The sequence below is a fragment of the Mucilaginibacter flavus genome (genome assembly GCF_030409315.1).
GTDB classification, from domain to species: domain Bacteria; phylum Bacteroidota; class Bacteroidia; order Sphingobacteriales; family Sphingobacteriaceae; genus Mucilaginibacter; species Mucilaginibacter flavus.
In genome coordinates this window covers 28,041-51,417 of sequence record NZ_JAUFPS010000031.1, presented here as the reverse complement: position 1 = coordinate 51,417, position 23,377 = coordinate 28,041, and the positions used below count along the sequence as shown (strand labels likewise).

At 41.5% G+C, this 23,377-nt stretch carries 22 protein-coding genes, 1 tRNA gene and 1 pseudogene; 20 read left to right on the top strand and 4 right to left on the bottom strand.

Going from position 1 to position 23,377, the window contains the following annotated elements; all coding sequences use genetic code 11:
- Positions 1-24 precede the first annotated feature (24 nt).
- From QWZ17_RS14495 to QWZ17_RS14485, 3 genes are all read left to right on the top strand, one after another.
- Complete coding sequence (locus QWZ17_RS14495; RefSeq protein WP_290305963.1) at positions 25-258, top strand: hypothetical protein; 234 nt, start codon at positions 25-27, stop codon at positions 256-258.
- A gap of 123 nt (positions 259-381) precedes the next feature.
- Positions 382-1,593: an HlyD family secretion protein gene (locus tag QWZ17_RS14490; RefSeq protein WP_290305962.1), complete on the top strand. Its 1,212-nt coding sequence runs from the start codon at positions 382-384 to the stop codon at positions 1,591-1,593.
- Positions 1,594-1,596: 3 nt separating this feature from the next.
- The gene (locus QWZ17_RS14485; RefSeq protein WP_290305961.1) at positions 1,597-3,933 is read left to right on the top strand and encodes a peptidase domain-containing ABC transporter; all 2,337 of its coding nucleotides are present in this window, start codon (positions 1,597-1,599) and stop codon (positions 3,931-3,933) included.
- 46 nt (positions 3,934-3,979) lie between these two features.
- On the opposite strand, the gene QWZ17_RS14480 is transcribed toward QWZ17_RS14485, so the two are convergent.
- Positions 3,980-5,419: a TolC family protein gene (locus QWZ17_RS14480; RefSeq protein ID WP_290305960.1), complete on the bottom strand. Its 1,440-nt coding sequence runs from the start codon at positions 5,417-5,419 to the stop codon at positions 3,980-3,982.
- A gap of 404 nt (positions 5,420-5,823) precedes the next feature.
- On the opposite strand from QWZ17_RS14480, the gene QWZ17_RS14475 reads away from it, so the two are divergent.
- The 4 genes from QWZ17_RS14475 (at position 5,824) to QWZ17_RS14460 (ending at position 10,892) form a co-directional block, all read left to right on the top strand.
- Positions 5,824-7,116 (top strand): erythromycin esterase family protein, encoded by a 1,293-nt coding sequence (locus tag QWZ17_RS14475; RefSeq protein WP_290305959.1) that lies wholly within the window; start codon positions 5,824-5,826, stop codon positions 7,114-7,116.
- A 6-nt stretch (positions 7,117-7,122) separates the two neighbouring features.
- The gene (locus QWZ17_RS14470; RefSeq protein ID WP_290305958.1) at positions 7,123-8,328 is read left to right on the top strand and encodes a TraB/GumN family protein; all 1,206 of its coding nucleotides are present in this window, start codon (positions 7,123-7,125) and stop codon (positions 8,326-8,328) included.
- 715 nt (positions 8,329-9,043) lie between these two features.
- The gene (locus tag QWZ17_RS14465) at positions 9,044-10,363 is read left to right on the top strand and encodes an RHS repeat domain-containing protein (RefSeq protein WP_290305957.1); all 1,320 of its coding nucleotides are present in this window, start codon (positions 9,044-9,046) and stop codon (positions 10,361-10,363) included.
- A 34-nt stretch (positions 10,364-10,397) separates the two neighbouring features.
- Positions 10,398-10,892 carry a PH domain-containing protein gene (locus tag QWZ17_RS14460; protein ID WP_290305956.1) on the top strand — a complete coding sequence of 165 codons (495 nt, stop codon included), beginning with the start codon at positions 10,398-10,400 and terminating at the stop codon, positions 10,890-10,892.
- Between the two features lie 437 nt (positions 10,893-11,329).
- Here QWZ17_RS14460 and QWZ17_RS14455 read toward each other — a convergent pair.
- The 3 genes and pseudogenes from QWZ17_RS14455 to QWZ17_RS14445 all read right to left on the bottom strand — a co-directional run.
- Positions 11,330-11,565 (bottom strand): annotated as a pseudogene (locus QWZ17_RS14455) (transposase); the annotation flags it as partial.
- Positions 11,566-11,684: 119 nt separating this feature from the next.
- Positions 11,685-12,131, bottom strand: coding sequence for a tetratricopeptide repeat protein (locus tag QWZ17_RS14450; RefSeq protein WP_290305955.1), 447 nt, complete (start codon positions 12,129-12,131; stop codon positions 11,685-11,687).
- 360 nt (positions 12,132-12,491) lie between these two features.
- The gene (locus QWZ17_RS14445) at positions 12,492-13,166 is read right to left on the bottom strand and encodes a cytochrome b/b6 domain-containing protein (RefSeq protein WP_290305954.1); all 675 of its coding nucleotides are present in this window, start codon (positions 13,164-13,166) and stop codon (positions 12,492-12,494) included.
- A 203-nt stretch (positions 13,167-13,369) separates the two neighbouring features.
- Between QWZ17_RS14445 and QWZ17_RS14440 the strand changes: the two genes are divergently transcribed.
- The 13 genes from QWZ17_RS14440 to QWZ17_RS14380 all read left to right on the top strand — a co-directional run bounded on the left by QWZ17_RS14440 (position 13,370) and on the right by QWZ17_RS14380 (position 23,357).
- Positions 13,370-14,047, top strand: a complete 678-nt coding sequence (locus QWZ17_RS14440) for a response regulator transcription factor (RefSeq protein WP_290305953.1) — start codon at positions 13,370-13,372, stop codon at positions 14,045-14,047.
- Positions 14,044-15,297 carry a sensor histidine kinase gene (locus QWZ17_RS14435; protein ID WP_290305952.1) on the top strand — a complete coding sequence of 418 codons (1,254 nt, stop codon included), beginning with the start codon at positions 14,044-14,046 and terminating at the stop codon, positions 15,295-15,297. The genes QWZ17_RS14440 and QWZ17_RS14435 overlap by 4 nt, the downstream gene beginning before the upstream one ends.
- 151 nt (positions 15,298-15,448) lie before the next feature.
- The gene (locus QWZ17_RS14430) at positions 15,449-16,210 is read left to right on the top strand and encodes a hypothetical protein (protein ID WP_290305951.1); all 762 of its coding nucleotides are present in this window, start codon (positions 15,449-15,451) and stop codon (positions 16,208-16,210) included.
- 159 nt (positions 16,211-16,369) lie between these two features.
- Positions 16,370-17,020, top strand: a complete 651-nt coding sequence (locus tag QWZ17_RS29755) for a DUF8469 domain-containing protein (protein WP_494337462.1) — start codon at positions 16,370-16,372, stop codon at positions 17,018-17,020.
- Complete coding sequence (locus QWZ17_RS14420) at positions 16,960-17,262, top strand: hypothetical protein (RefSeq protein WP_290305949.1); 303 nt, start codon at positions 16,960-16,962, stop codon at positions 17,260-17,262. The genes QWZ17_RS29755 and QWZ17_RS14420 overlap by 61 nt, the downstream gene beginning before the upstream one ends.
- Positions 17,243-18,259 (top strand): response regulator, encoded by a 1,017-nt coding sequence (locus tag QWZ17_RS14415; RefSeq protein WP_290305948.1) that lies wholly within the window; start codon positions 17,243-17,245, stop codon positions 18,257-18,259. The genes QWZ17_RS14420 and QWZ17_RS14415 overlap by 20 nt, the downstream gene beginning before the upstream one ends.
- A 568-nt stretch (positions 18,260-18,827) precedes the next feature.
- A complete protein-coding gene (locus QWZ17_RS14410) occupies positions 18,828-19,151 on the top strand; it encodes a hypothetical protein (protein ID WP_290305947.1) in 324 nt (107 codons plus the stop codon).
- A 261-nt stretch (positions 19,152-19,412) separates the two neighbouring features.
- Positions 19,413-20,525 (top strand): sialidase family protein, encoded by a 1,113-nt coding sequence (locus tag QWZ17_RS14405; RefSeq protein ID WP_290305946.1) that lies wholly within the window; start codon positions 19,413-19,415, stop codon positions 20,523-20,525.
- Positions 20,526-20,899: 374 nt separating this feature from the next.
- Complete coding sequence (locus tag QWZ17_RS14400; RefSeq protein WP_290305945.1) at positions 20,900-21,520, top strand: redoxin domain-containing protein; 621 nt, start codon at positions 20,900-20,902, stop codon at positions 21,518-21,520.
- Positions 21,521-21,622: 102 nt separating this feature from the next.
- Positions 21,623-21,695, top strand: a tRNA-Cys gene (locus QWZ17_RS14395).
- A gap of 15 nt (positions 21,696-21,710) precedes the next feature.
- Entirely contained in the window at positions 21,711-21,833 is a 123-nt protein-coding gene (locus QWZ17_RS14390) for a hypothetical protein (protein ID WP_290305944.1), read from the top strand.
- Complete coding sequence (locus tag QWZ17_RS14385; RefSeq protein ID WP_290305943.1) at positions 21,809-22,126, top strand: hypothetical protein; 318 nt, start codon at positions 21,809-21,811, stop codon at positions 22,124-22,126. Before QWZ17_RS14390 ends, QWZ17_RS14385 begins: the two co-directional genes overlap by 25 nt.
- A gap of 7 nt (positions 22,127-22,133) precedes the next feature.
- Complete coding sequence (locus tag QWZ17_RS14380; RefSeq protein ID WP_290305942.1) at positions 22,134-23,357, top strand: peroxiredoxin family protein; 1,224 nt, start codon at positions 22,134-22,136, stop codon at positions 23,355-23,357.
- Positions 23,358-23,377: the final 20 nt, after the last annotated feature.

Below are 23,377 nucleotides of genomic sequence, written 5' to 3'. Positions count from 1 at the left end.
GGCCATATCTTAAATAACATGACTATGAAAACCAAGGCAAAAACCACTCAACTGCAGGAACTTGCCCCCGTCGACCTTCAGGCGATAAACGGCGGTGCAGCTAACGGTGCCGGCATGACAATGAGCAGCAGCGCCGACTCGTTGGTATCCATGGAGTTTAAATGGCAGCAGGGCGATAACTACCGGGATTATAAACTTTCGGCAGGCAACGGCATCCATGTAAACCTGGATGCTTTTGCAAACGGGAACCATGTTTAGTAAAACAGGTTCCATTTTATGAAATGGGATAGCCAGGCTATCCCATTTTTTTTGACCGGTTGTACGGTTTAGGCAAACACTTTAGCCGTTTTTCAATTTAGTATAAAGCTTACAGGCAACGTAATGGATAATAACGATAAAGTTTTTCCGGCGGAGTTTTTATCACTCACAGCCGAATATCATTTCAGGAAATACGATCCAAAAACCAACATCATTTACCGCATGGTGCTGACTTTTACTTTGCTTGCCCTGGTGGCTATGTTTTTTGTTAAGGTAAACATTAACGTAAAAAGCCTGGGCACCATAAAATCAACTACCGAACATAATGAGATTAAAGCATTGGTGTCCGGCCGGATAGATTCAATGGTGTTAAAAGAAAACATGCACGTTACCAAGGGGCAGGTTTTGGTTACGCTTAAAGCCGCTGCCCTAAACCAGCAGGATATGGCCGCCCATACTCAACAGGCCGAATATGACGCCCAGCTTTCAGATTTGCAGATCCTTTCAACCCTGGTAAAAAACAAAGCCTGGAATACCAAACCGCCGCTAACATCGGCGCTTTACGGGCAGCAATATGTTTTATTACAACAAAAAGCCCGGGATGCCAAAGCCAACCTTACTGCCGCGAGTCGTAATGAGGAGCGGTATAGCTACCTGTATAAAAACAAAGCGATTTCGGCGGCCGAGTATGACGTGGTGCACCTGGCCTATCAAAACGCGGCCAGCGCCCTGCAACTTATTTATGATGGACAGGCCAGCCAGTGGCAGGCCGATTTAACCAGTCTTCAATCGCAAATGCGCAATTTAAGTTCGGAGGGTAAATCCATTGAACAGGAAAAAGACCTGTATACTTTACGGGCACCTGTGAGCGGAACCGTTCAAAACCTTAAAGGTGTGCAAACAGGCAGTGTAATTGCCGGTAACGAGGTAATAGCCGAAATATCGCCCGAGAACGGAATGATTGCCGAGGTATACGTACTGCCCAAAGATATTGGCTTGATCAGGCCCAACAATAAAGTAAATTTCCAGGTAGATGCTTTTAATTATAACCAATGGGGCCTGCTTACCGGGAAAGTGCTAAGTGTATCAAACGATATTTTTACCGATAACGGTCAGCAGCCTTATTTTAAAGTGCGCTGTCTGTTAGATAAAAACGAACTGGTTTTAAAAAATGGCTACGTAGGCCATATTAAAAAGGGGATGACCTTGCAGGCTAATTTTTTTGTAACCCGCCGCACCCTTTTCCAGTTGCTATATGATAAAACCAGCGATTGGTTAAATCCTGGCAAGTTGCCTGCAAAATCAGATCAATCAAAAACCACCGCGCAATTATAAACCATGGCAAATTTCGATCAGTTATTAAACAAAACAGAAGCCTGGTATGCGCGTACAGTTAAGCGTATTGAAAAAAGCGCGTTGTACCAAAAATGGCAGTCGGTTACCGAAGATAAACGCAAGCGGAAACGCATCCAGATTCAGCAACATGATATTATGGATTGCGGCGCGGCCTGTTTGGCGTCTATCGCCGCTTTTTATGATCTCAATATGCCCATCGCCCGCATCAGGCAGCTGGCATCAACCGATAAAAAAGGCACTAATGCCCTGGGGTTAATTGAAGCTTCGGCGGCCATGGGCTTTTCGGCAAAGGGTGTTAAAGGCGCGTTTGAAAACCTTTTTGAAATACCCGTACCAACCATAGCCCATGTTTTGCTGCCCAATCACCTGCAGCACTATGTAGTAATTTATAAAGTTACCGATACTTATATTGAGGTGATGGACCCCGGCGATGGCCTGCTGCACCAATTGAGCCATGATGAATTTAAAACCATTTGGACGGGAATACTTATCCTGCTTGCACCTAATGAAACTTTCATAGCCGGCGATAAAAAGATATCTGTTGAAAAGCGTTTCTGGCATTTACTAAAACCGCATAAAGCCATGTTATTGCAGGTGCTGTTAGGCGCGGTAGTTTACACCATACTGGGCTTATCAACCTCCATTTTTTTGCAAAAAATAGTAGATAACGTACTGCCCGAAGATAACCGAAACCTGCTTAACCTGATGGGTACGGTAATGGTGGTGATTATTTTTTTACAGGTTTTTATAAACCACGCCCGTACGCTCATCACCCTTAAAACCGGGCAGCAAATAGATGCGCGGCTTATTTTGGGCTACTATAAACACCTGCTTAAGTTACCGCAGCAGTTTTTTGACAGCATGCGCGTGGGCGAAATTATTTCGAGGATCAACGATGCGGTTAAGATCCGCTCGTTTATTAACGAGGTGCTGGTGATGTTCGCGGTGAATATTTTTATCCTCATCTTTTCATTTGTGCTGATGTTTACCTACTACTGGAAACTGGCACTCATTATGCTTACTATTGTGCCGCTATTCGCGCTCATTTATAAACTATCTGATAGACTGAACCGCACCACCCAGCGTAAACTGATGGAAGATGCCGCTGATTTGCAAACCCAGCTGGTAGAGTCGGTTAATGCCATACCTACCATCAAACGTTTCGGGCTGGAAAACTTTGCCAATTTTAAAACCGAAACGCGTTTTATCAACATGCTTAAAACGGTTTTCCGGTCGGCTACCAATTCTTTATGGATAGGCAATTTCAGCAGTTTTGTATCTACCTTTTTTACGGTGGTGTTGCTATGGGCAGGTTCGGCTTTTGTGTTAGATAAAATAATCACCCCCGGCGAGTTACTTTCTTTTTATTCCATCATCGGTTACTTTATGAGCCCGGTTGCCGGGCTTATCGGCATGAATAAAACCTTGCAGGACGCCCGCATAGCGGCCGACAGGCTTTTTGAGATTATGGATATGGAACAGGAACCTGTAGAAAACCGTACCGACATTACGCCGGACATGGTAGGCAACATCCATTTTAAAAACGTACACTTCAGGTATGGCACACGTAATAATGTTTTTGAAGGCTTAGATCTGCAAATCCCCAAAGGCAAAATAACCGCTATTGTGGGCGAAAGCGGGTCGGGCAAAACAACATTGCTTTCGCTGATGCAGAATATTTATACGCTGCAATCCGGATCAATCTTCATCGGCGATTTTGATATTCAGTATATCACTAATGATAGTTTGCGCCGTTTGGTGGCCGTTGTGCCACAGGATGTACACCTTTTTGCCGGCAACGTAACCGAAAACATAGCCGTAGGCGACCTGGAGCCTGATATGAAACGCGTATTGCAAATTTGCCGTGAACTGGAAATTACCGATTTTATTGAGCGCCTGCCAAACGGCTTCAATACCTTTTTAGGCGAAAACGGCACCAACCTATCCGGCGGCCAGCGCCAGCGCATAGCCATAGCCCGCGCCCTTTACCGCGACCCGGAGATCCTGATACTGGACGAGGCAACATCATCGCTCGATTCTGAATCAGAATCGCACGTGCAAAATGCCATCGCCCTGCTGCGCGAAAGACAGAAAACCATCATTGTGATAGCCCACCGCTTAAGTACCATCATGAACGCCGATAAGATAGTGGTACTCCAAACCGGCAAATTAGTAGAAGAAGGCGATCACCATACCCTGATGAAAGCCAAAGGCCAATACCACAAAATGTGGCAAAAACAATTCCCATCTGAAGAGGTGGTAACCCAGAAAGCCGAGGGTATAAAGGTTAGGAAGAAGGTTATTAAAGCGGAGAATTAGACTTACCAAGTTTTAAAAACTTCGTAAGTCTGGACTTTTATCTAACTTAAAACGAGATCTTATTCCCCAAATAATAATCAATCAGTTTACTTTTTAGTATCAGGTCGTATTTGGTTTGAATTAAAGCGAACTCGGCTATATTGCGTTCGTTTTCGGCAACGTTAATATCAAGACTGTTCACCAGGCCTACAGAATAACGTTGCTGCATCACCTTAAAGGCATCCACTGCCGATTTAAAGGTAACCTGTGCCGCCACATATTTCTTTTGCGTGGCGTGTACATCCCAAACCGCTTCAGCAATGGTTTTTCGCATGTTATTTTTGGCCAGGTCTTCTGTTGCCAGCGCGTTTTGGTAAGTAAGCTTTGCCTTGCGGATGTTGATATTGGCCTTGTTACCATTTGAAATTGGGATCATCAAGGTAAAGCCCACCGCCTGGTTAAAATTATTACTTAGCTGATCTCCAAAAGATACCGCCCTGTTTTGATAAACCGGCGCAACAACCGTGGCATTTGAATTTTGTACTACCCCAATAGGCACCGCCCCTGTAATTTGCGTGGCCACCACCGTACTTTGCGTGCTTGAATAGCTGGTATTAATGCCGCCGCCGAACGATAAACTTGGCGACTGCTCGCCACGCGCTACGGCTACACCTTTTTCAGATGCCAGGCGCTTACTGGTAGCAATGAGCACATCGGGGTTGGTTTGCAGCGCCTTTTGATAAACATCGTTTACGGTAAAATCGGTATTCAGCCGGTCGATAGCCGTTTTTGGCGGATCAACAACCAGGAAGGGATCGTTCTGATCGCGTTCCATCAAATGCGCCAGTATCAGGTATGAGCGCTCCATTTCGTTTTGCGCGTTGACCTGGTTAGCCTCGGCATTAGCAACCTGCGATTTAGCCTGCGACAAATCAGCCAGCGTTTTTTGGCCCACTTTAAAAAACTTTTGCTGCCGGTTTAATTCCTGGTTGGCAATAAGTAATTGCTGTTTTGAAGCCTCCAACAAATCGCGGTTGGTAAGCACCTGCAAATAAGTATACATTACAGAAAGTGTTAAGTCGTTCTTAACCTTTTCTACATAGCTTTTATCAGCATCTAACAGGTATTTGGTTTGCTTAATGGTGTTAATTTTGGCAAAGCCCTGGAAAAGGGTAACATTGGCATATAAACTACCCTGCGCAATATTGGTAGACGCGTTGGCATATTGGTAAGTGGTAGGATCAATAGCCCGCCCGAAAAGCCGGTAAGCAGCCACGCTACCATTGATAGTAGGTAATTGGTCGCCTTTAGCCAGTTTTAAATTTTCGTCGGATATAGCCGCCTCAAACTGTGCCTGCCTCACCTGTATATTATATAAAGCAGTGCTATTGATAGCCTGCGCTAATGTTATTTTTTGTTGCGCTGAAAGTTGCTGAGAACCAAGCAGTACAATGGTAAAACCAATAAGCACCCGGTGCCCGGCTTTGTTAAATAAATGTATTGACATATAGGTAGATAGAATACATTGATTAACAACCGAGAAAGTACTTATTGTTTGAGGAAAACCAGATTAATTGCAGAGCGTTTGGTTTTAAAACATGGGAACCGGTGAGGGGTAAATAACAAGCCCGACGCAATAATCAAACTTTACATTGCTGTAACAAGTTATATTACGGTAGTTATAAACTACAGGCATAGTAGTTCGAAGTCGGAGACATTCAAACAGCGGAGGACTACGGGCAACGAGATTGAACTTGTCTACCGTATCGATAAAAAAGGCCTCATATCCGCTTAAAGCAATCTATGATTTAGATTTTAGAGCTTATATGTTTGACACTGATGGCGAAGCTATATATTTGATTATAGATTATTTTGAAAAAGAACTGAATGATTTACTGTTGAATAGATAACATGTCAATAACTAAAACAACATATGCAGCAGGCAAATTAAGCATCGCTAAACTGACTTGCCGTGTAATGCTAAGCATCGTTGTTATTGCAATTTTTAATCAGTTCTCCTATAGCCAAATCATCAGCAATAAATCCCCAAAATTTCAATCAGACAGTTTAACAATTCATTACTCAAACAAGTATCTGAGTTCGGTTTTTGATGGAAAAATTGCCGACTCGGTTCAGATCATCGCCCTGGGCGAAGTTAGTCACGGCGGGTATGAGCCCATCGCGTTTAAAGCCAATATGGCCCGGTATTTAATTGAGCGCAAAGGGTACCGGAACATTCTTTTTGAACTGCCGGATGTTGGGAGGATGAGGGCCATGAGAAACTATTTAACCAATCAAACCTCAAATGATACCGCTTACATTGGCACGTGGGTAAAACAGGCACAATTTGTTAACGCAACGGCATCTGAAAGTTTGGGTTTGCTTAAATGGATAAAACAATATAACCTTAACCATCCCGAAGATATGGTACAGGTTATGGGCTTTGAAATTGGCACGGGCCAAAGTATCATCAGCTTTATTCTTAATAAGTATATTATCCCTTACGACCGCGGGCAAGGCCAGCAATATATGTATCAGTTAACTTCGGATATAGCCGATACAGCTAAAATTACCATCCTTAACAAGTGGCTGCTATCCTCTCAATCATTGCTTAAAACTAAAATCAGCGCCGAAGAACTTCGTTTATTGGATTTTTATATTCACAACTCGGTAAACGGTGTGGGTTATCTTATTAAAAATTCAAAAGCCATCTCAGAGCAATCCAACGCGGCAAATTTGTTCAGGGATAGCGTTATGGCGCAAAACATCCGTTTTTTAAGTAACAACCGTAAAGCCATAGTATGGGCACACAACGGGCATGTGATCCGCACGGTACAAGGGTATATGGGCAATTATTTGCATCGCTATTTTAAAGACCGGTACTACGTAATAGCAAGCGATTTTTCAAAACTCGCCGAAGTTGAAATTAACAAAAACGCGTCTATCCCCAATAATAACCCCCAATATATCACCAAAACATTTACCTCCGCACCCACTACCGCGGCGTATAACATCCTAAATAAATACGGCATTGCGGCAGGGATTTTTTTTGAGCAGGACCTGCGCAACATGAATATTAAAGAAGATACCAATGCTATTGATGCAAATGGCATTCATTTGTTTATTCCCGGGCTTAACAATGCTTTTGACGCTTTGGTGTTTTTTTCTGAAATTCACCCAACCGCAAAACAAACCTCCAATTAATACCCTGTGAAAAACATCTTTATTATTACATTTTTATTTATTGCCTGTGCCGTTAAGGCTCAAAAAGTGCAGGAAATTGCCTCCAAAAACATTGATGAAGCTATCCCGTTGTTTGAGCAAATTGCTGATTTTAAAAACACCGATAACGTTAAACTGATAGGTATAGGCGATGTTGGCGAATTGGTGAAGGAAACCAAAAAGTTTAACACCGCATTTTCGGCCTATTTAATTACTAAAAAAAACTACAGGAATATTGTATTGCGAACAGACGACTGGCTACTTAGGCCTCTGAATACTTATTTAACAACCGATGTACCTGCTGATGATGCACGAACAGATTCGCTGATTAAAAGCATATTTTCTGGTCGGCATAAATTTGAGAACCGGGAGTTTAGCTCATTTATAAAATGGATAAAAGCCTACAATTTAGCGCACCCGGCAGATGTGGTTAATATCTTCGGTGTTGCACCCAATACACCAATACCGCCGGCCTATTTCCTGGCTATTTATGTAATTCCGCTTGATGAGACTAACGGACTAAAACTTAGCGAAAAGTGGAGTAACGTCGCCCCTTCAGATTCGGCCGCTTATGCCGACATTAAAACATGGATGGTAAGCGTTAATAAAACCCGGCTTTCGGCTGTCGATCAAGCCTTACTCCTGAGGTGCGGTGAGGACCTGGTTCATAATAATTTTGTATTAAAAATAGAGTCGCCCAATCAAAAGTTCCCGGCAAAAGCAATCAACGATGTTAGCCGCTACATTGCCGGCCAGATTTTGAAGAAACTAAGCAAAAAAACAATTCACTACGGCCTAAACACAGAGGTTGTTAAAGCAAACCTGGAAACGAATTTTACTGCGGACAACGCCCCTTACCTTTCGGCAGGAAAATTTTTGAGCGACGCGCTGAAGGAAAATTATTATGTATTTATTACCGATTTTGCCGGCACCGCCAAACTGCCGGTAGCCGATCTTTCGGCTCAAAAAATGGATGTCGAACAGTTTACCGGATCGGCCCGGGCCAAAGCCCTGTTTGGGAAAAAAGACTACATCGACCGTAAAAAGGATAAAGATGCTTTAAAAGGATATACGCCCATGCTATTACCCTACATTAAGGGGCAGTTTACCAATGCTATTGCAGAGCCGGATAGCTATGCAGCCGATGGGCTGTTTTTGTTTTCAGATCTTTCGGAAATTGATTTGAATTATTGAATATACCGGTTTGAAGTGGCGATATCAGACTGTGTAAACCAATGTCACCAAGTTAAAAGCGCGAAGGCTTACTCCGTAGGAGCAAAAGCTTTATAGTATATGAAAAATAAGTTTTCGCGTGCCGTAGGTACACCGCTGGCACACAAGTGTTTCCTAATGATAAGTATACACCAAGCTACAATTGATTATCGGATTTCAAAAATCCAATTGGGGTAAAAGCACGTGTGCGCCAGCGATTGTAGCACCTAATAAAATCTTTTCTGTGCTAACACATGCTACAATACGAACCTGCTGTTGGTGACAACACGCGACAGCGCGCAATGCCGAACACCAACAAGGGGCAAAAGTCACCCGCCAACCCTTTTGAATTTTAACTTTTGAATTTTGAATTAAGAGTGGCAATACCTGCGGCCCGGGCTTTTTGCTCATACTACACAGGCCTTAGCCACATCGGCCGGTATCCCAATGTCATTAAGTTAAGGACTTTCTCCCCCATAGGGGGTAGAGCTTTGTAAAAAAAATAGGAGATAATGCTCCGTGCCGTAGGTACGGAACCTGTGTAGCGTACCTACGGCACGCAAAAAATATCAATTTTCGTATGCTACAAAGCTTTTGCTCCGATGGAGCAACCTATCAATCTCTTAACTTAATGACATTGGCCGGTATCCGCGCCAATCCCTATTGCGGGTGAGGGATAAATAACAAGCCCGACGCTATGATTGGGCTTTGTATCGCTCTGACAAGCCATATTGCGGTAGTTATAAACTACAGGCATAGTAGTTCGTCGGAGACATTCGAACAGCGGAAGACTACGGGCAACGGGGTAGATAATAAAAAAGGCCTTACCTTTACCTATAACCATTTAAATTTGCCGTATACGGTAACGCCGGCTACAGGGAGTGTGCTAACCTATATCTATGATGCAACCGGGCGCAAATTGCGGAAGGTATTAAGCGGCGGCAACCGCGACTATGTGAACGGGATAGAATATGACGGCAGCGGCTCGATAGCTTTTATACAAACAGAAGAAGGGAGAGCCCGGCCGAACGGAGGCAGTAGTTATTTTTATGATTATGCCTTGAAAGATCACCTGGGCAACACGAGGGTGCTGATAGGGCAGGATGGGCAGATATCCCAGCAAACGGATTATTACGCCTTCGGGATGCAGATGAACAGGGGTAGTAATACAGTTCCAAGCCCGGATAATAAGTACAAATACAATGGGAAAGAGCTGCAGGATGAGCTAAACATGAATTTGTATGATTATGGCGCGAGGTTCTATGATCCGGTGATAGAGAGATGGACGGGGATTGACCCGCTGGCCGATAAATACCGCAGGCTATCGCCTTATAATTATGGGGTTAATAATCCGATCAGGTTTATTGATCCGGATGGGATGGATGTTTATAGCGATGATAAGCAGCAAGATAATAAAAGAACAAAAGACGAGGAGGAAACTAAAGAGACCGTTGGCGCAGATGGTTTAACGATGAGTCAGTGGATGACGGCTTCCAATCCGGCGGAAGATCCTGAACTTGGTGATTACTTTCGGGCGGACAACCAGAACAGTGCAAGCAAGGATACTACTAAAAAGTCTTCGGGAAAAGGTAGTAAAGCCAGTAAGGGAGTGCCTTTCGTGAACGCTGATGATGCACAGGAATTTACTTCTAGTTATTTTGAATATATGGATAAAGGAAAACTTTTGGCTGAAATTTTGGGCTATGAAAAATCCGCCAAATTATTTACACAACTTGGTGCAGAGCACGCTCCTTTAATAGGAGCAACAATGAATTATGTTGACGTGAAGCGCGGAAAAATAACAATATCCCAATATTACTATAAACAGACAGGAGTAGGCATATCATTCGGAATAGGAGCCGGAGTTGGAGCAAAATTTGGTTCAATTCCTGGTTTTCTTGCTGGCGCAGCATTCGATTATATCTGGGAACAGTCGTCACATGTCACATCCGCTGGACCGTATACGCCTGCAGGATATGAAAATGTTGATTTTGGCTTTGCATCCGCCTTTAAATAAAATTTCTCATAAAATAGCTTTAGATTAAAAAGACATGACGTTTACATTGAGTTTGAAAAAAATGTTGAAGCCTCTTTTAAGGCTTGGCATAGTAGTAACAATAATTATAGCAGTCGGGTTTTACTACGCAGGCGGATATGATAGTTCTCTTTTACCTGGTTTTATCATAATAATTTGTATACCGTCTATTCCAACAATATATTTATTAATAGAGTATTACATTGCCACCAAAAATCAAATTTTTGAAATTGTTGATAATACGTTTTCTATTAAAAAAAGAGGCAGTTTATATACTTATAACTTTAGTGATATTAAAACGATCAAGTTATTTAAATCTGCAGGAATGGAAAAAGGTAATTTTCCATATCAAACAGCAGAAATGTATTATCATGCAGAAATTTTAACTTCAGATGGTAAAAAAACTATTTTAACTTCCATAATTGACCCGGATATCGAAACGGCACTGTCTATGTTCAGCGGGGTAAATTATGAGGTTAAAAGAACTATATATTCCACCATTTATATATAACTAGTAAAAAACTTTTTTAGGACGAGACGCCCCCGCTGCCGCAAGGCTGTGCCTTGTGGCCCCGCTATCGCCAGGGCTTTTTGAACGCTACCGCAGGCCTCCTGGCTTGTGGTACCCCCGCTGCCGCAAGGCTGTGCCTTGTGGCCCGCGTTTAGGTGGCCTGCGTGCAAGGTACGGAGCTTGTAGATAAACGTAAAGTTGTACAATAAACGAAGCCTGGCCTAACTGCCGGGCTTTGTTGTTTTACAGTGCAGCTACGTTCTTTTGAAAGAAGTCTTTGAACTTCTTTGGGGTGAGCATGGTATTAATCATCATAAAGATCATGGACTTATTATCCGGGTCGGGTTCCTATATCAGTTTTGAACCTATCAACAAAACCGGAATTTAATATTCTTTTAAAAATCCAATTGGTTTATTAAAAACCTGAGTTCGATTAATCAGAAAGCTACGATTTGATTAGAGTGGACGGTTTGATAGGCGATAGAAGGTTTTTTAGGGAAGAAGGAGTAGGCAATGAGCCCAGCAACGATATTAGCTATGAAGTTGGCGAAGAACCTGTGCCTTGAATGTTCAACCTGGCATATATCTTAAGTTCATCATTGACGGTTTCTATGACAGAACGCTTGCGCAGTAATATTTTATCGCTCATGGTCATCAGGCTGTTCTTCCCCCGCTGGCGCACGCGTATCGCGTGTGCCCCGTTGATAAGTCTACACCAAACTATGATTGATTATCGGGTTTCAAAAATCTAATTGAGGTAAAAGCATACGCGTGCGCCAGCGATTGGGGAGGTTATCTACTGGAGAGTAAGTATTTTCCTGTTTTTTCCAAATCCCGGAGTTTCATTTTATAATTTCTCTTCCCCAGCACCGACCCAAGCTCACCAGATCGTTTAAGCAATTCCAAGGCGTAAGAGAAGTCTTGCTTACAGCCCTCTCCTAATGCATAAAAAACAGACAAATTATTACAGGCTTCAGCATGTCCTTTTTGGCAAGCCTTGGAATACCAATAAAAACACTTTTTTATATTATAAGAAGGATTTGGAATACCCAGGTAACCAATATCGTCGTATTCATTACCCATATCATACATGCTTTCAACGTGTCCCTGATATGCTGCTTTTTTGATTAGATCAAAATACCGCCTATGCAATTTCTTTTGCTCCTCAAAGCTATGTGATCTTAAATACATCTCTTTGCGGATTATTTGTGCTAAATTATAGTTCTTTTGCCCTTTCATCTTTACTTTTACTATTTACCATCAGTAAATGGTTGATCAGGATGTTTTGCGTCCCACCATTCTTTAAAACCCTCGGGAGCTGTTTTAGAAACTTCTTGTTCTGTTTGGTTATTTTTTGCTATACTATTTTCAGGTTTTTAAGATCCGGTTTCATTTTTTTGAATGGATTATTAATATCACCTGGTCCTCCCGCCCGCTGGCGCACGCGTGTCGTGTGTCCCGCTGATAAGTCTACACCAAACTACGATTGATTATCGGGTTTCAAAAATCTAATTGACGTAAAAGCATACCCGACACGCGTGCGCCAGCGATTGTAGCAACTTGATCGTCCCCGCGCCTAATCCCTGATTTTCTGGCCACCTATTTTTTGCCGCCGTTTATCATATCTGACACAATTCCTTTGCCTGTGTCTTTTCTTTCGGCCAAAAGCACGCCGGCAATGTGTACCACAATAAAGGCGATAATAAGGTACATGCAAAAACCATGTACATCTTTAACGTTGTGCCTGATGGCTTTATATGGCGCCATTGCATCTTCAAAAGCCAGGAATAAGCCCGTTACTGCCATAATAACAAGCAACAGGTAAAACACCGTGTAAATTAATTTAACAACCCATTCGTGTTGTGCCGCCTCGCGATTCTTTTTGGTAATTTTATATTGGTGATAAGCGCTTTTAAACTGGCGAATAAATTTTTGATCGGCTAACTGAAAAAACTCCAGCAATAACCTAAACAGCAGCAAAGCAACCAAAACATAGCCAAAGTAAATATGCACGTTCCAAACATTATCCTCTAAACTATGGGCAACCGAGCCGGCCTCCTGACCGGTAATGGTTACACCCGATTTTTGAAGTTCGGTTTGCACCAGCTTACTTATGGGCTGCCGGTCTGTTATGGTCGAATTAATGAGCACCGTAATGAGTGAGCCGCCAATTACCACCAGGTTTAACCAATGCCATAGCCTAAGCGGCCACGAATATTTTTTTAATTGACCAGGATGGGTTACATCTTTACGTGTAGGTGCTATAATTGCCATATGGTGTTTTAATTAAGTGCCGGCATTGCCTCATACAAATACCGCTTATTTGCCATAATATCGCTAAGTATTTTAATTGGTAGCTAAAGCTATTAATTGATTTTGAGGCAAAACTGAAGTTACAAACATTTTTATGGTGGTGAAATGGCCAAAAAGATCAGATTTGCTTCAGGTTTAACAGCTATTTTTACTAAAAAAACGCGTTGAAAATATTGGTAATAGAAGACGAACAAGCCCTGCGCGAAAACATCACTTCCTATTTAAATGTTGATGGGAATATTTGTGAAAGTTGCGGCAATTTAATACAGGCTATTGGCAAGCTATCCATGTATCAGTATGATTGTGTTTTGCTGGATATTGGTTTGCCGGATGGCGATGGCTTCGCGGTTTTAGATTATTTAAGAAAAGAGCTGCGAAGTGAGGCTGTACTGATTATATCTGCCAGGAACTCGCTCGATGATAAATTAAAAGGGCTTAATATTGGTGCCGATGATTACCTTACCAAACCATTTCACCTGGCCGAATTAAAGGCCCGGTTAATGGCCGTTTACAGGCGAAAAACGTTGAACAGCAATCATAAAATCATTTTCAATGAAATTACGATAGACGTTATGGGCCGGACAGTGGAGATAAATGCTACGCCCATTGTGTTAACAAAAAAGGAATATGATATGATGCTGTATTTTATTTCGAACAAAGGGAAGGTTATATCTAAAAACGCCATTGCCGAACATCTTTGGGGCGATGAAATGGATATGCATGATAACTTTGATTTTATTTACACCCATATTAAAAACCTGCGCAAAAAATTACTTGATGCCGGTTGCGAAGATTACCTGAAATCTATTTACGGGGTAGGATACAAATTTGCCACCAAATGAAGCTTTCTGACCATTACACCCGCACAAGCATATACATTAGTTTAGCGGTGTTGTTTACCGGTGCCGTAATCTATTTTTTTACTATAAATTTAATAGCCAACCGGCAGTTGGACCGCGGATTGCAACAGCAGCTTATTGAAGCTGAAGAATATATAAGAACAAACAACCAGGACCCACAACAATATGATCTTGACCGCGACCACGCGGTTTTTATACCCACACATGCCCCCTATTTTAAGAAGCGCTTTTTTGACACCGTTTATTTTAACCCCAAAGAACAAAAGGCCGAATCGGGTCGCGCGGTTGAGGATCAAACAAGTTTCAGGGGCAACAGGTACAAGGTAAGGATCACCATTTCGCGCGAGGGTATAAAGTATCTTATTGAAGTAATTACTATTATAACATTGGTCTTACTTTCGGCGCTTGTACTGGTGCTTTTTTTCGCCAACAGGTATTTGCTAAACGGTCTTTGGAAACCGTTTTACGGAACCTTACACGAAATTAAAGATTTTAACATAGCCGATACGCCAAGCTTTAACGGGCAACCAAGCCAGGTTGATGAATTTACCGAGCTTAACCAGGCTATTCATGAAATGTCGTTACGGGTGACGAACGATTATTTGAGTTTGAAGCAATTTACCGAAAACGCGTCGCATGAAATGATGACACCTTTGGCTGTTGTTACCGCCAAGCTGGATACCCTGATCCAGGACGAAACCCTTGGGCCGGACCAACTGGCGCAAATCACCGATATTTATTCGTCTATTAATAAATCAACCCGCCTTAACCAATCCTTGATCTTGTTAGCCAAGCTGGAAAATAAACTGATTACAGATGACGGGCAAATTAATTTGGACGCTTATATTATTGAAAAAACTTTACAGTTTCAGGAACTGATGCAAGCGAAAGAGCTTACCTGTGATACGCGGCTAAAACATAAAGAAATAAACGGCAGCAAATATTTGATAGATATTTTGGTTAACAACCTTTTCAGCAACGCCATAAGGCATAACCTGCATGGCGGAAAGATTGAAATTGAGCTTTCAGAGAAGCAGTTGATCTTTAAAAATACCGGGGCCAATGTACCCTTAATTGAACAGCAGATTTTCACCCGCTTTCAAAAAGGAAAAGATTCGCAAGGGATGGGGCTGGGTCTTTCGCTTGCAAAAAAAATTTGCATGCATTATCATTTCACCATCAGTTACAGTTATGAAAACCTGATGCATGTTTTTGTAATTGGCCTGGCGTAAATAACTTTTCGCCCTCAAACAGTACGCGGTCTGTAACAATTTCAACTATTAAATTCGGGCCCGCGTCAGCTTCAAAATCTCTTCAGAAAGCAATTTTAGTTTGCCCCTAATCTGTACAAATAGTTACGGGTTTTTAAACTTTTCTCACTTTATGAAAAAATTGCTCTTTACGTTTTTATTATTAGCCGCCATTACACAACTGAAAGCCCAGGATAATTATGAGATACAGGTATACGGTTCAGAAACCGTTGAGCAAGGTAAAACAATGTTTGAATTGCACAGCAACTATACGGTAAAGGGCAGCACCTCATCAGTTAACGGCGAATTGCCAACCAATCATGTTGTGCATGAAACCATCGAAATAACGCATGGGTGGACGCCCTGGTTTGAAACCGGGTTTTACTTTTTTAACTCCATTGGCGATGCCGGCCGCACGGCGTATGTCGGCTCGCACATCCGCCCGAGGGTTGCCGCGCCCGAAAGCTGGAAATGGCCCGTGGGCGTAAGTATTTCAACCGAATTTGGCTTCCAAAAAAGCGCGTTTTCGGCAAACACAAGTACGCTTGAAATAAGGCCCATTGTTGATAAAAAGTGGAACAAATTATACATATCGCTCAATCCAACGTTAGAAAAAAGCTTTAAAGGCCCTGACGAAAACCGAGGGTTCACCTTTTCACCCAATATTAAAGGCAGCTACGATGTAACCAAAGTTGTAGCCCTTGGATTGGAGTACTATGGCACCACCGGCCCTTTCTTTCATTATGACGCCTTTCGCCAGCAGGATCATCAGCTGTTTTTAGCCACCGACCTTAACTTTAACCCGGCCTGGGAATTTAACGGAGGCTTGGGCTACGGTTTCACCCAAAAAGCCGACAGGGAAATTATCAAAATTATTATCGGCCGCAGGTTTTAAAGGCCCAAATGTAAGATTAATACGAGATCTTAAATATCACAAAACATTCCGCACAGGAGTAAAATTCCCAAAAATGGAAATCTTAAAATACATAATAAACTCATTTACAATAAATTAAAAAAAGGCATATCCATTGCATCATGTTTAAAAACAAAAAACATGCTGACGTTAAATACCCACAAATCCCAACGCGACCATATCGAACTTATCATTACGTTCGTAATTATCTGGTTAATTTCTTGCTTGTTATCCTGTAAAAAGGATCCGGCCAATGTAAACTCGCAGGTTTCAATACCTCCCATTGCAGTTGACAGCGTAATAGCGCCCGGAAATTTTGATTTTGCCACAACAAGGGCAGTTAGCTTAAACATAAATCTGGCATCAAATAACAATGAGCCTATTGCCGGCGTACCCGTAGACATATATGCCGGCGACCCAACCACAACATCGCCGGTTTTAACTGCCATGAGTGATTCGAGGGGTATGGTACAATCTGTTGTAAACTTGCCTTCATTTATCGATACATTAATTATCGATGCAAAGTATACGGGCTTAATGCGCAATTCCAGAGCTGTAATATCCAACAACGCTGTTACTGGTACAATAGGCGGTTCCGCGGGTTTTAGCGGTAACATCATTGAAACTAATGCAATTCCCTCATCAATAAAAAAGATGATGTCATTTAATTCACTTGCAACTTTTAGCGATAATGCCACCTACTCCTATATGGGACTATATGATAGCCAGGGGTGCCTAAATACCTTGAGACTGTTCCGGATGTTATTACTGCCAATTTACTTTCATTTATAAATACCTCACTACCCGAAACTATAGATGTAAGAAAATTACATCCACAGCACCTTCAATCATCAGCAACCGCCGACTTGAACATCACCCAAACCGCCGATGTATGGATCACTTTTGTAAGCGAAGGGGCCGGATATTTAAATTCACTTGGCTATTATACTTACCCTACCGGTACCCCGCCACAAACTGCAACAGATATTAAAAATGTCACTTATATTTTCCCTAATGCTTCCCTCAAGATCTGATCAGAAAGAGAATCTTAAAACATTAAAGACATCATCAAATAATTTATTGGTGCTCATCAACGATATACTTGATTTTAATAAAATAGAAGCCGGTAAACTTGATCTTGATATAGCTCCGTTCAATTTGAAGAAACTGATCAAAGATATTGTTACCGCCAACACAAACAGTGCAAATGAAAGAGAAAACCGGATGTCGTTAATTCTGGACGACCGCCTTCCCGATTATTTTGAGGGTGATTCATTAAGGATTGGCCAGGTATTGAATAACCTTATTTCAAATGCTATTAAATTTACCTACAAAGGCTTCATATCCATTCGTGTTGATTTACAAAAACTGAAAACCGATTCGACGGTGCTCGAAATAGCCGTTCACGATACGGGCGTGGGTATAGCCAAAGAAAATTTAGAAAACATCTTTATCCCTTTTATGCAAGCCTCTACCTCAATTACCCGTCAGTACGGTGGGACAGGGCTCGGCCTGGCAATAACGCGCCGCATTTTAGGGCTATTTAACACGGATGTACTGGTAACTTCAGAATTAGCAAAAGGGTCGAGGTTTTATTTTACTATTGAACTAAAAACAGTTGATGCAAACAGAATCAATCAATTGGAGAACGACATCACCGATTTCAACCTTAAAAATAAAAAAATATTACTTGTTGAAGATACACTGTTTAATGTCCTATACGTCAATCAATTACTGGAAGGTTGGCATGCAAACGTAGCCGTTGCCGATAACGGCGAAATTGCCATCAAAATGATGCGGCAAACCAAGTATGATTTGGTATTGATGGATCTACAAATGCCTGTAATGGACGGTTTTACTGCAACAGAAAAAATAAGAGAATTTGACATGAACACTCCTATTATGGCTTTAACCGCATCTGCAACCAGCGATGTGCGAGCAAAAGCCTTAGCCGCAGGAATGCAAGATTGCATAGTAAAGCCATTTAATCCAGAAGATTTGATTTTAAAGTTTAAAAGACATTTAATCTAAAAATAGTATCAAAACAAATCAACGCGTAGCTCGTTACGATTGATTAAGGACAATGATTATAGAACCATCAATCGAATAATTTCCTCCATCTCCACTTAAGACAATACATATCGTATCGCAAAAGCTATAAAATACGTTAGCAAATCATCTCTATAAATTAGGCAAAAGCAGACAGCCGTAAGGTTGATCCTCTTTAATACGGTGCAGCGATAATATCAATATTTAAAGTAAAATTCCGGTCGATCTTTTCTAACATTAATTTTGTACATTTGTGGCGTAACGATTTTTAAGGCAATTATACTTTTGTACAAATCGTTGAATAATCTATTAACAATTTATAACTCATTATAATTTAAGGACTTACAATACAGGTTCGATTCCCGCTCTGAGTACATCTTTAGAATCGACAAAAGGCCTGATATGAAAATATCGGGCCTTTTTGTTGGGGCGTGGCTTCCACTCCGGGCCGCCGGCGAAATTTAAACAACCTAAAACTGAAAATATGCAAACCAAAAAAGATCGAAATCTGCAACTCGCACAAGCCGTTCTCTCATGAAATGAGAAATATTTGAATAAAAACGCTACACTAACTGAAGCTCTTATAGGAGAATGTTTCGCGGATCAATTCGTTGTTGAGCCAAACGGGCGACGTTACGAGGCCAACCGCAAAACCTATAAAGAATTCCTGGATGGCATGAAAAGCTCAATGTCGTCCATCCAATATCAGGTAATGCATGCGATAGCTGACGAAGAGTCGGTAGTTTTCTCAATGCAAGTCAAAATCTCTAAATGCGATAATACAGCTGAAAATTACACAGCCATGCTGTTAATTAAATTCGATGCTTTTGACAAGGTAGCGCTCTGGCATGAGGTTTATGTGCAGATAGATTAACTATCGTATACATATGTGACTATCGGTCAAATAAAAAGCCAGTCATTTGACCGGCTTTTTATTTTTAACGCCTCTTTTTACCATCTCCCAATTTTAGATGTAAATACAACGATAGTTCCCAGCTGTGCAATTAAATCATACGAAATCAGTCACCAAGTATCCATTTTACCATCTATTTACAAAATTTACATTTTAATTTACAATACAAATTCTTCATACAGAAACATATACAGGTAGGTTTGCCATATCAAATTTTAGGGTATGGAAAATAAAATGAAAAAATTATTTGTATTCGTTCCGGCTACATTCCTGGCAGTATTTATGCTAAACTCTTTCGCACTAAAAGAAAAAAAGACAGCGAATAAAACAAAAGAAGATATCAAATCAGCGCCTCTGAACATCGTTTTCAGATCTATTGATGGCGGAGAAACATGGCAGAACATTAGCAAAGGGCTGCCCGAAAATTTGCAGAAAGTGGGTGTGTGGAGTCACGGTTTGCTTGCAAATGACAGTGGGCTCTATTTACGTACCGGCAATGCGGTTTATCACAGCGAACTAAACGCCACAACCTCTTTTTGGACAAAAGAGGTCTTTCCTGGTGACCAGCGCGAAATTGCCCCGGGCAACAACGGAATATTTGCGTATAGTTTCAGAGGGCAATTCTTAAAAAAATCAAACAACAAAGGTGATTGGTCGCCCATGTACACCAATTTTCAGGAACAAGCCGTACGTATTAACAAAACGATGGATTGGATGTACAAGAATTATAAAGAGAGACAGGTATGCAGCGTTTTTGAAACTACAAAGGGTACAGTTTTCATCGGCTCTAACAACGCCCTTTTTAAATCCAGCAATAGTGGAAAAACCTGGAAATATGTACATGTTGGAGGTTGGGTAATGAAAATGACAGAATCAAATGGTGTACTCCTGGCTGCAAGTACATTGGGAATACTAAGATCTAACGATGATGGCGAAACCTGGGGCCGTGTGATTGGTGAAGCCGGGGAAGGTATCGCAGTGGAACGTATTGATGGAGGATTTGCCGCTGTAGCCTATAACGCCATAACTCAAACCAACACCATATACACTTCGCTGGATAGCGGAAAAACCTGGAATGATATAGGAGAAGGCCTTCAACCTTCCTGGAACAGTTCATTACTCAAACTATTAGGCCTACGTCAATATTCATCAAACATTTCATCAGTCAAACAAGTGGGTAAATATTTAATATGTGGTTGTTCAGATGGTATATTCCGATCATCAGACATGGGCAAAACATGGCAACACCTCACACTTCCTTCTGTAGAAAATAAGGGCTTCAATTTATCTGTTTCGGGCAACGTAATTTATATCATGCCAAACAAAGGATGCTAAAAAATTCAAAACCCTTTAAAACTATTTATAAAAGCGATGTGAAAAAGAAGCCAGGTATGAAAATATCGGGCTTTTTTGTTGAGGTTTGGCTCCTGCGTTGGATGCAGCTAAATCACTTTCAAGGTTGTTAATTGATTAGCTATTAGTTCCTAAGGTTTCAAAAATACAAACCGGCATTAACACCAAAATGCTTTTTTTGATACAACCATCGTAATTATTTCTGAAGCAAAACATCAGGCTGCAACCCTTTTTAGCGCTCTTTACTTAGCCACAATAATTAATTATATAAAATCTATAGAAATAGTAGAGTATATTTATATTTGCACCGGTTACTATAAATCGTTTGAATTAATAACGCCGGCAAGGTTTTAACTATGTACACAACTTACCAAAAGTATCCGGGATTCAATAATATTGAAATTGTTGCGGAATTGGAAGCACCACGGAGGAAACAACCCGTTTTAAAACCTGTAACTACAGGCAATAAGATACAAAGACTGGACTTTAAGCCCGAAAATTTAAACAGGCATCTGAGGCCCGAAAACGCGCATAGCCAAAGTTCGGTACTTATCAGAAAGCTGTCACAAGGCCTGCTTGTTATCAGCTTTTACAGTAAGGCATGGGGAACATATGGTCTTAAATATCTCAGGCAGCTTAACGAACTTCAGCAGGAGATAGATATCCTGGGCGGTCAATTGCTTATAGTAACTCCCGATGCCGCAGATAACCACCTGGCCGAAGTTATTTGGGACTACAGCCTTAACCTGCATTTTTATTTTGATCCTGCTAATATTATAGCCAATAAGTTCGGCATTTATGCAGGCAATATGCCTGCCTGGAACAACTATAGCGGTATCGAAAATAATATCCCCTTGCTTGCCACTTATGTGATAGACTCTTTTTACAAAGTGTTGTTTTCACATGTTGACGAAAAATTACTGTCTGATATATCGAAAAAGGAATTACTGCATGTATTAAAAGGTGAAAGATTTTAATAAGTACCAGCCCGAGGTTGTTATAGGCGTGCAAATAATAAATAATCATTTTTCAATATCCACCAATGAGTACAGTATAAAACAATACAAAATCAATGTCAGGGTGGAGTGGCCGAGTGGTTTAGGCGGAGGTCTGCAAAACCTTTTACGACGGTTCGAGTCCGTCCTCACACCTCAAAAAAACAATTAAATGAAGAAATTAAAATTGGTTATCCTGTTCCTTTTTTGGGGCACCGCCCTGTTTGCCCAGGAGAAACCCCTTACTATAGAAAACTATTATAAGATAAAGTGGGGCACGCAGATGAGTTTATAGCACTTTGGAAAAAGAACCATTACCCCCTGCTTAAAAAGTTAAAAGAAAAAGGCGATGTGCTGGAAATCAAAGCTGAAACGCCAGTACTGCACAGCGGCGAAGATACCCGCTGGGATTTTAAAGTAACGCTTACTTTTAAAACGGAGCACCTCGCGCTTGATTACAGCATTGTTGACCCCTATAAAAAGCAACTGTTTCCCGACCAGGAAAGTTACACCAAAGCCGAACAGCAACGCTTTGAAGTGGTGATAGCCCATTGGGATGTACCGGTAGAAACCATACCCTTAAATTAAATTTACCATGAAAAAAAGATTAACACCTCTCCTATTTTTTGCATTATCCGCCACAACAACTGCCTCATTTGCTCAATCCGCTATAGCCGAAGGGCCCTGGCGTGGTGTTTTTCACCAGGCTAATGGAACAGAAGTGCCTTTTAATTTTGAAGTGAAAGGTAAAACTACAGCTACAGCCAAACTATACCTTGTAAATGGCCCCGAACGCTTCGCTGCCAGCGGCATAACCGTCAAAGGAGATTCGATTTTTATAGCCTTTGATCAGTTTGATAATGAGCTTGCTGCTAAAATTGAAGGTAAAAAACTAAGCGGTGTATTGCGCAAAAAGGATCATAGCGGTCGGGTTACATCCGTGGATGCTACCTTTGGTGACGCCTACAGATTTGCTACAAACGGCGAAGAACCCGCTGTTGATATTTCGGGAAAATATGATGTAGTTTTTAAAGGCCGCAACGGTACTGATGAAAAAAAAGTGGGACTCTTTAAACAACAGGGCAACAAATTAACAGCTACCTTTTTGAGTATTACCGGCGATTCGCGCTACCTTGAAGGTGTGGTGCAGGGACATGAATTTTACCTGTCATCTTTCATCGGCAGCGGTGCATCTTATTACACCGGCACTTTTGATGAGCAAGGCCAGATTACCGGCACCGCTAACGGCGGAGCCTTCAATGCCACAAAAAACGCGGAAGCTGCTTTACCCGATCCGTATAAACTAACCTATTTAAAGGATGGCTATAAAACTTTTGATTTCGCCTTACCAGACGCCGACGGCAAAACGGTTTCTTTGAAAGACGACAAGTTTAAAAATAAAGTAGTGATCCTTACCATAGGTGGTACCTGGTGCCCAAACTGCATGGATGAGGCTGCCTTTGTTGCCCCATGGTACCAGAAAAACAAAAACCGCGGCGTGGAGATTGTTGGTTTACAGTTTGAGCGCAAAAATGATCCCGTGTATGTAAAAACCGCTATGGAGAATTTTAAAAAGCGTTTTGGTGTTACCTACACGGAGCTATTTGGCGGCGTGGTCGATAAAAAAGCGGTAGCAGAATCTTTCCCGGCGCTCAATACCTTCCTATCGTTCCCAACTATTTTGTTTATAGATAAAAAGGGCAATGTAGATAAGATTTATACCGGGTTTACCGGCCCCGCTACCGGCGAATACTATACTCAATTCATCAAAGAATTTAATGAAGAAGTTGATCAGTTACTTAAAAAAGATGCGATTTAATGCATCAGCCTAATTAATCT